This window comes from Prevotella sp. tc2-28 (assembly GCF_900107705.1).
Lineage (GTDB): Bacteria > Bacteroidota > Bacteroidia > Bacteroidales > Bacteroidaceae > Prevotella.
Genome location: NZ_FNRE01000018.1, coordinates 51,863 through 60,343 on the forward strand (window position 1 = coordinate 51,863; position 8,481 = coordinate 60,343).

The 8,481-nt window shown below is 50.5% G+C and carries 6 protein-coding genes; all 6 read right to left on the reverse strand.

All coding sequences use genetic code 11. The features are described 5' to 3' along the window. Positions 1–3: 3 nt before the first annotated feature. The 6 genes from BLU47_RS13330 to BLU47_RS13350 all read right to left on the reverse strand — a co-directional run bounded on the left by BLU47_RS13330 (position 4) and on the right by BLU47_RS13350 (position 8,125). A complete protein-coding gene (locus BLU47_RS13330) occupies positions 4–1,950 on the reverse strand; it encodes a glycoside hydrolase family 97 protein (RefSeq protein ID WP_091963852.1) in 1,947 nt (648 codons plus the stop codon). 14 nt (positions 1,951–1,964) lie between these two features. Beyond that, positions 1,965–2,855: a poly(ethylene terephthalate) hydrolase family protein gene (locus tag BLU47_RS13335; protein WP_091963837.1), complete on the reverse strand. Its 891-nt coding sequence runs from the start codon at positions 2,853–2,855 to the stop codon at positions 1,965–1,967. A gap of 120 nt (positions 2,856–2,975) precedes the next feature. After that, positions 2,976–3,986, reverse strand: coding sequence for an amidohydrolase family protein (locus BLU47_RS13340; protein WP_091963840.1), 1,011 nt, complete (start codon positions 3,984–3,986; stop codon positions 2,976–2,978). Positions 3,987–4,043: 57 nt separating this feature from the next. Next, a complete protein-coding gene (sstT, locus tag BLU47_RS13345; RefSeq protein WP_091963843.1) occupies positions 4,044–5,276 on the reverse strand; it encodes a serine/threonine transporter SstT in 1,233 nt (410 codons plus the stop codon). A gap of 13 nt (positions 5,277–5,289) precedes the next feature. Beyond that, entirely contained in the window at positions 5,290–5,436 is a 147-nt protein-coding gene (locus tag BLU47_RS14895) for a hypothetical protein (RefSeq protein WP_176780594.1), read from the reverse strand. Positions 5,437–5,452: 16 nt separating this feature from the next. Then, complete coding sequence (locus tag BLU47_RS13350) at positions 5,453–8,125, reverse strand: hypothetical protein (RefSeq protein WP_143025580.1); 2,673 nt, start codon at positions 8,123–8,125, stop codon at positions 5,453–5,455. Between the last annotated feature and the right edge of the window lie 356 nt (positions 8,126–8,481).

The following is an 8,481-nucleotide window of genomic DNA, read 5'->3' on the forward strand; positions in this document are numbered from 1 at the left end:
TGTTTAGTTATTAGTGATGACCACGCCTCCATTCTGCGGAATGGTAACCGTCATTTGCTGCTTCTTATTCATGCGCTGAGCCTTCATGCTGCCCTGCAGCTGGGCATCGTCAGCATAGACGGAGAGCGCTGTTCCTTTCTCGAACATAGGCAATGTCAGCGTTTTCTTAACAGCTTGCTGCTCGGCATTGATACCGACAACAAACCACTGGCTGCCACTGCGACGGGCCAGGATGATGTACTTTCCGGGATAGCCGTCGATGAAGCGCACCTCATCCCATGTCGTCGGCACCTTTTTCATGAAGTCGATAGCCCACGCAGGAGCATCGGTCAGATTATTGGGTGCCAAGGCAAAGTGCTGTACGGCACTCTGGAAAAGAACGGCAGCGGCTAATGCATAGACATCACTGGTGCGGCGGATGGTGCCATGCTGGTTGTCAGTGCTATAGAACTTATTAAGTGCAGAACCGCCAAAGTCCATCGAACCTACCGTGTTACGCACGAAGGGATGAATACAGGCATTGCGGGCCTCAGCATCGCAGGCACCCTGGCCGAAGTGCAGGTTCTCGGAAGCCAGCACAGCCTCAGAAGCCACGTAGTTAGGATACATACGCTCCCAACCGCGGGGCAACGTACAGCCATGGAAGATACAGAGCAGTCCAAAGTCGTTGGCATCGCTGAGGATGTCCTCGTAGAGCTGCATCATAGGCTGCTTGTCACCACCGAAGAAGTCTACCTTGATGCCACGGATACCAGTCTCCTGCATCCATTTCATCTCCTGACGACGGATGCGGCTGTTGTTCATCTTACCGATAGGTGTCTGGGGTGCGTCATTCCATGCACCGTTGGAGTTATACCACAAGAAGAGGGCCACACCCTTCGTCTTGGCATAGCGGGCCAGTTCAGCCACACGCTCATAGCCTATCTGCTTGTCCCAATGGGCATCGACGAGTACCGACTGCCAACCCATGGCTGCCGAGAAGTCGATATACTCCTTCTGCTCGTCGAAGTTGCAACTGGAGTCCATGCGGATAATCCACGACCAGGAGCCCTTGCCGTAGACGTATTCCTTGGAAGCCTTGTACTTCGGCTGTACGAGGTCGAAGGGCACCGTGGTCTCAACGATATTGGCCAACGAACCGATGGTGATGGTGCGCCACGGTGTCTGGGCAGGCAGTCCAAGGGCAGGTGTTGTGGAACCTTGTCCGTTCAGTTCGCCAAGCATGGGGAATCCAATGCGATAGTTACCCCCGCCCTCGTTCAGCAGTCGGCAACCTACATATCCGCCGTCGGTACCCGTCTCGCTGATGAGCACCCAGCAGTCCTGTTCCTTAAACAGGCAAGGGAAGGTATAGCCATTGCCCCATCCGTTCTTGCCCATGGGTTCGTCCAACGTATAGGATGTCTCGTAGCTGGGCATGGTACGGGCAAAGCCTACCATCGCCTGCGACTGCGGACAAAGGAAGGTCGTGGTACCGTCGGGCAGGGTGAAGCTACTGGCCTCACTTTCAACGACACACACGCGACGGGTGTTGCCCATCGGATCGGGTTTCTTGTCGTGCAAACGATAACAGAAGGCCACGTCGCGGTTGCTGACACGGAAGATGACATCCATGACGGGCTCACCCTTTTGCATATAGGTGGCCACCGCCTCGTTGGCACGGTAGTCAACATGGCGCTGTTTGATGTTACGCAACTCATAGACCTCTGCGACCTCGCGGCTTTCGACACCCTTCAGTGCCAGCCCTTGGGTAAAGTCTCCGATGTTTGTCTTCAGTCCTAAGACGGAGGGGGTTACCACCTCCTTGCCTTGATAGTTCACCCGATAATAGGGTTTGCCTTGATCCTTCAGTTCCAGAAAGACCAGTATCTTACCGTCAGGACTCTTGATGGTTTGTGCCACAGAGGTCAGGCACAACAGTGCCAGCCCCATCATCATTAATTTCTTCATCATATGTTCATATTTTATTTCTTGTTATACTCCAGCGTCCAACCCTTACGTTGCAAGAGTCCAGGGTGTTTGCCCGTCAGCATCTTGGCAGCCTCACCGTCTCCCTTCAACTGCCAGTCAAGCCATGCCAGTGCCGGAATGGTGAATTCACCGCCATGAGCCTCACGGTAAGTACCGCCATGGCCTACGGGATAGTTGGCCACATAGGCAGACACATGTTGGATAAGGCGGTAGTCGTCCATGCCATTCTCATAGGCTATGTCCTCCTTACCTCCTAAGATGTAGAATACAGGGGTATGGATGTCCTTCAGCTTCGACTTCTGAGGCATGGGCATTCCACCCACCGCCTGGGCAGCATTCTCCACCTTGAAGAGTCCGCTATTGCATATCATCAAGGCGGTGATGCGCGGATCGGCACAGTTGAACAGCGACTGCAAGCCACCACACGACATGCCAGCCACGCAGATATGCTTCGTGTCAATCTTCTCAAAATAAGGCGACTGTGGGTCTGCATTCTGTGCTACAGCCCAGTCAATGCTCTCTATCTGCTGTTGCGTTGTTGACATAGGACCCTTGTAGGGCTCGTCATCCATGGGGATATAACCCGTTGCCAAGACGAGATAGCCATGAGAAGCTATCTCATTGAGAAATTTGTAGTGCTCCCATGGAGAGTTGCTACAGGCACCGTTGCCCCATACCAATACGGGAAGCGGGTGTTTCTGACTGAACGCCGTGAGGTCTTGGGGTACAAACACTGTATGAGCAGGCAGTGTAGCCACTTCTTTCATCACTGCCTTATAGGCACCCGTGCCGCCTTCCTCAACGATACGCGAACGGGTTTGTGCCGACATTCCCTGCACCATCAAGCCAAGCAGAGCCAGCACGATCAGCATTGTTTTCTTCATCTTATCTGTTTTTGGTTTATTGTTTACAGGTTTACTGCTGCAAAAGTACAAAAATTTAATGAGACGCACTTTTCTGCACGTCTCATTTTATTTCCAGTATGTAACATAACAGGAGTCTGACTAACCTAAGATGTACTTCTCGGCATTCAGGTGGAAGAGCTTTTCTTTTTCCTCTTCTGTCAGATCCAGCGTTTTCACGAACTTCATCATGTCAGCCAGGCACACATAGGGATAGTCCGATGCGAAGATGATGCTGTCGATGCCGAAGACCTTCTTGGTACACTCAAAGCTGATTTTAGACATAACGCCGCTGGTCGTCACCACCACATTCTTGTTCTTGAAGTAGTAAGCAACCGTGTGCTTCATCTTCACCTCGTCGTCCCTGATCCATGCAAAGCGGTTGTCCACCCTGTCGATGATGAACGGGAAGAATTCGCCCAAATGGCCGAGAATCATTCTCAGCTTGGGGAACTTGTCGAAGGTGCCGTTGAGAATCAGTCGCAGCGACGTCTTCATGGTATCCAGTCCGAATCCAAGACCAGGCGAAGAATACACATAGCCCATATCCTTCATATCCGTGTCGTCGGAAGCCTGCGGATGAACGTAGACAGCACAGCCCAACTCCTCGGCCTTGGCCAGCAGAGGCAGGTATTTCTCATCATACAGGTGCTCGTGCATGTAGTTGGAATGCGTGTGCCAGTATTTGAATCCCAGTTCTTTAACGCAACGCTCCAACTCTTTGATGGCCTCATCGACGTATGGCGTCGGCAAAATGGCAGTACCCATGAAGCGACCTGGGAATTTCTTGATGAGTTCTGCCACAGCGTCGTTGGATTTCTTGGCGAAATACACACTCTCCTTTTCGGGCAGTTCCTCCACAGCGGGCGAGCTGGACATCACACCGACATCGATGCCGTTACGGTCCATCTCCGCCACGCGCTCTGCTCCAAAATTCATCATTTCGTCAATGAAAGGATAGGTGTTCGTCACACCACCGAAATGGGCATAGACATGATCCCTCACTTCCAGGACTTTTGTTTCCGGATAATACCTCATGGCCTTGTCTCTCGTAGCGAGATAGTCCATCAACTCGGGCAGATAATAATGAAATTCGCAATCAATAATTTTCATGTTGGATTGTATTTTAAAAGCTAAAAAATAAAAAAATAAAAAAGTAAAATCTAGTTGCTAACTGTTCGCCTTGTTGTCGCCTCTTTTCTTCCTGTCGTAATAATCAGCTGTAGCGGTAAAGAACACGTCACTGCTGGAGTTAAGGGCTGTCTCAAGGCTATCCTGTATCACACCGATGATAAAGCCTATTGCTACAACCTGCATAGCCACGTCGCTGCCGATATTGAAAAACGAGCAGGCCATAGGTACCAACAGCAGCGAACCGCCGGCAACACCTGACGTTCCACAAGCGGCCAAAGTGGCAATGATACTCAGGAAGAGAGCCGAGGCGAACGTCACTTCAACACCCATCGTGTGGGCTGTAGCCAATGTCATCACCGTAATGGTGACAGCAGCACCATCCATATTGATGGTCGCACCGAGTGGGATGCTCACAGAGTAGAAGTCCTCATCGAGTCCCAACTTCTTGCACAGGGCTATGTTGATGGGGATATTGGCAGCCGACGAACGGGTAAAGAAAGCCTGTATTCCGCTCTCCTTTAGACAGGTGAATAGCAGGGGATAGGGATTGCGGCGCAACATCAGGAAACAGATGAGTGGATTGAAGATAAGCGCACAGGCAAGCATACAGCCTATGAGCACCAGCACCAGATGACCATAGGTGCTAAACACCGTCAAACCGCCATCAGACACTGACGTGAACACCAGACCCATAACACCGAATGGCGCAAACTCGATGACCCACTTCACCGTCAGCGTAGTGGCGTCTGAGATGTCCTGCACCACCGTAATGGTCTGCTGGCTCGCCTTCATCTTCAGGGCAATGCCTATCAGAATCGACCAGAACAGAATGCCGATATAGTTGGCCTCCGAAATAGACACCATCGGGTTGGTCACCATATTGGAAAGAAGGTTGCTGAACACATCGGAGAGGGCACCTGGAACAGACTGGTCAACGGTATTGCTCAGCTTCAACGTGACAGGAAACAGGAAACTGCCCACCACGGCACACATCGCTGCAATAAACGTGCTGAGCATGTACTGCGAGATGACCACCCGGAAACGGGATCCCAGTCCGCTACCTGCTTTGGCGATGCTGGCTGCTATCAGCACAGCCACCAGTATGGGGGCTATGGCTTTCAGCGCACTGACGAACGTAAAGCCCATGACGCCTATCCAGTTCCACTGTGGCACAAAGAGTCCGAGACAGGTACCGATGATGAGTCCGCCCAAAATGCGGAGCACAAGACTCATCTGGCACCATTTGTCAAAAATCGATATATTTGTCATATACTAATATACTTTAATACGATATATCTTCCCATGCGCCATAGTAGTCGATAAACAACTGCCACTTTTCCATGTTCAGTTTCTGACCGAGCATCACCATCTTTGTGTTGGCTCCCTTGGCTTCGCTCACATGCACAATAGGGTCGGTTCCGCTGTGCACTTTAGATCCTTAGCTTTTATCTGGAGTAGCCGAAGAGCAGCTTGAAGCACTTGTTGATGCGAGCTGCCTGGAAGTCGTAGCTCTGAGTGTGGCCAGCGGTCTTCGGGCTGAGGTTCTTCTTCGCCAGTATGCGGTCGAGTATTGCCAGTGATGCCTGCTCGTCGCCTACCACTCTCACATATTCGTATTCAGGAAGATAGATACGGTTATAGACGATGGGGTCAGCCATATTCTTCATCTTGATGGTCAGCGTCACGTTGACTTCAGCTGCAGGGAAACGAACAGGGATGTGCTTAATGTCTATTATAGGAGTAGAAGTCGTGGGATACCCATTCTTACCATCATCATCATAACCGACAACATAGCCAGTAGTTCCATTATCATCTGAATTTGGATCAAATTTCTTTTGCTCCATGATATAGTCATAATCATAACCGGATTTACCATTTCTGGTATCTGCTCTGTTAAGTTTTGCGATTCTGCGAAATACATAACTTATCCCCTCCCCAGGTTCAAAGAAGTTATACCCAAGACCATCTCTCCAGAACACCATCTGCGGCTCGATAATATATTCGTCTTCCGTTGCGGGACCAAAAGTTATCAGTTCTTGATGTATAGTCTCCCTTCGATCGTTCCAGGCCCCGAAATTATCATAATATGACATTAACGTTCCAATACTATAGCCGGTTTGGCCATTTAAGATGGGTTTCGGGTAAGTTAGATTTCCTAATGTTTGTTCTGGGGAACCCTCTGCGGCTAAGAAGTTGAATACATAGTCGTCTACTTCACTTCCGTAAGATTTTGTCCAGCGCACCTGGTCATCTACGAAGTTCTTTGTAGCAAGAGGCTCCATGCCCATCGTAGTTCTGAACGAGTCCACTTCCTGCGTTGTCAAAGACTTGCGCAAGCCGGCTACTGCGTCCACCTGCATCCACTCTATCTGATCCTCGGGGAATACGTTAGGATTGAGTACCACTTCTACGCTGCTGGGGTCGAAGAACGACCAGTGGGCAGCATCTACAAGCCAATAGTACGTTTTGGTATATTGATCGTGTTTTGGTATGAACATGAAGTAGGTATTCGCACTATTGGTGGTGTATATCTTGGGAGCTGTCTTCAGGTTCCATACACCTTGCCCGACCGTCGAAGTGCTAGAGAAATCCGTTGCGAGGGGGAATGTGGGCGTAACAATGCCTACGGTGGGCTGCGAAGTGCTGATGACACCATCGATGTTGGCAGTACCCTGGGTAGTAAACGAGATAGTACCTGTTGGGGCTGGGCCGGAATCGCCTCCACTGGAGAAGGTACCTTTCAGAGCAATAACATCCTTTCCGAACGCTATTCCATTGCTGATACCGCCCTTAACGTCTCCGCTTCTTAAGGTGGTGATGGTTTTAGCAAGACCTGTACCGGCCTTGACAACATCTTTTATCTTACCAAACAAGCCTTTTGACTTTTTAGCAGAAGCCTTTGTTAAATCAATAAAATCGCCCTTGCTCTCAGCTGTAAAGGTGCTGAAGAGCGAGACATGGCTATCGGACCACGAACGCATCTGCAGACGAATCTTCTCTGCATTGGGGTCAATCGTCTCTGAGCGATAAGTCGAGAGATCGACATCGAAAGCCCACCACCCTGGATTAGGCATAATACATCCGTCGTTGCTCATGGTGCCGACATAAGGTGTCGTGTCGTCTGCCCAAGAAGTGCCGTCCGCTGTCAAACCGTAAGCATTCTTGGCATTGACGGTCTTGTCCATCGGTATGCCATAGCGCAGGTCGTAACGGTCGGAGAGTCCCTGCGTCATTGTTACCTGCCACAAGTGGTCATTGCCAGCTCCGTAGCCCTGAGGCAAATAGTAGAAGAAGCGCAGTATTCCGAGGTATTTGTTGTACAGGGCGAAGAAGTTGCCGTTAGGCGTGCTACGCCTACCACAGTAGTTGAGCACCCACTCCCATCCGTTTTCAGGCGTTATGTCGGCGCAGAAATCCATCGGCAGGTTGCTGATCACCGTTCCGTTGTACCAAGGCAGGTTGACACTTGCATAACCCTCGTTGCCATTTTCGTCCTTGACGCCCTTGCTCACACCGTCGTAGATGTAGATGGCCTCTTGCTGGCGCCATTGGTCTACCTTAAAGTCCTTGTCGTTGATGTTATAGGTGTCGGCTTCGGCTCCGTGCATGGAGTTCTCCAGCGCCAGCAGCAGGTTGTCGTAGTCCTTGGGAGCAGGCTTCATCGTCTGTGCAGCACCACCGTCACCGAAGGTGATGGCTCCGTCCTGATAGTGGAAGACGAGCGCCATCGGACTTCCGTCCTGCCCTTTCTCGCCCCTGCGCTTTGCCCTGATGGTGCCGTCGGCAGCTACGCTATAGTCGAAGGTGCCATTCTCCAAATAGCGTCCGCCAAAGAGAGCGAGGGGCTTGCTGGCATCGTCGGCAGCAAACATCATCTTCCACCACGTTCCCGTGCCGTCGGCATTGAACTTCACAGCCTGCACCACGCGGCTGTAGGGAGTCTTGGCCACGCCCACGATACCCGATTCTTGATAGTCGGCATACCACAGTCCATAGATTTTATCACCCAGCGGATTGTACCACGCTGCATTGTCTCGCTCAGCCACACAGGCTGTCAGCATCATCACAATACCTATCAGGATTGCGGAAAGAAAATAACTACGGTTTTTTGTCTTCATATTCATTTCAATTTTAGGTTCTTAGCAATAGATGTTGCAAATATACAACATTTTTTTTAGATATGCAAGCTAAATCACCATTTTTTTCACCGTTTAAAATTACACCGTCTCCGGTTCCCCGAGCCAGAAGGTAGCTTTTTTCACAGAGCTGAAATTTCAGCCCTGTAACATTAGTTTATTCAAATACTTTCCTTAAGTGTGACGAGGGTGATGTCCCCCTATCACACCGTGCCTGGCACCGTGTGACACTAGGGTAGTACAAAGTGTCTTGCCCTGAAAAACGTTGAATCAAAAACAACGTTTAAAAATGGAGAAAACAGAAGATTCAGATTTGTTGGAGTTGCAGGAACTCGCAC

What these genes read in the sequence shown, in the direction of transcription:
- BLU47_RS13330 (WP_091963852.1), bottom strand. Translation starts at nt 1,950, where the DNA reads ATGAAGAAATTAATGATGATGGGGCTGGCACTGTTGTGCCTGACCTCT.
- BLU47_RS13335 (WP_091963837.1), bottom strand. Translation starts at nt 2,855, where the DNA reads ATGAAGAAAACAATGCTGATCGTGCTGGCTCTGCTTGGCTTGATGGTG.
- BLU47_RS13340 (WP_091963840.1), bottom strand. Translation starts at nt 3,986, where the DNA reads ATGAAAATTATTGATTGCGAATTTCATTATTATCTGCCCGAGTTGATG.
- sstT (WP_091963843.1), bottom strand. Translation starts at nt 5,276, where the DNA reads ATGACAAATATATCGATTTTTGACAAATGGTGCCAGATGAGTCTTGTG.
- BLU47_RS13350 (WP_143025580.1), bottom strand. Translation starts at nt 8,125, where the DNA reads ATGAAGACAAAAAACCGTAGTTATTTTCTTTCCGCAATCCTGATAGGT.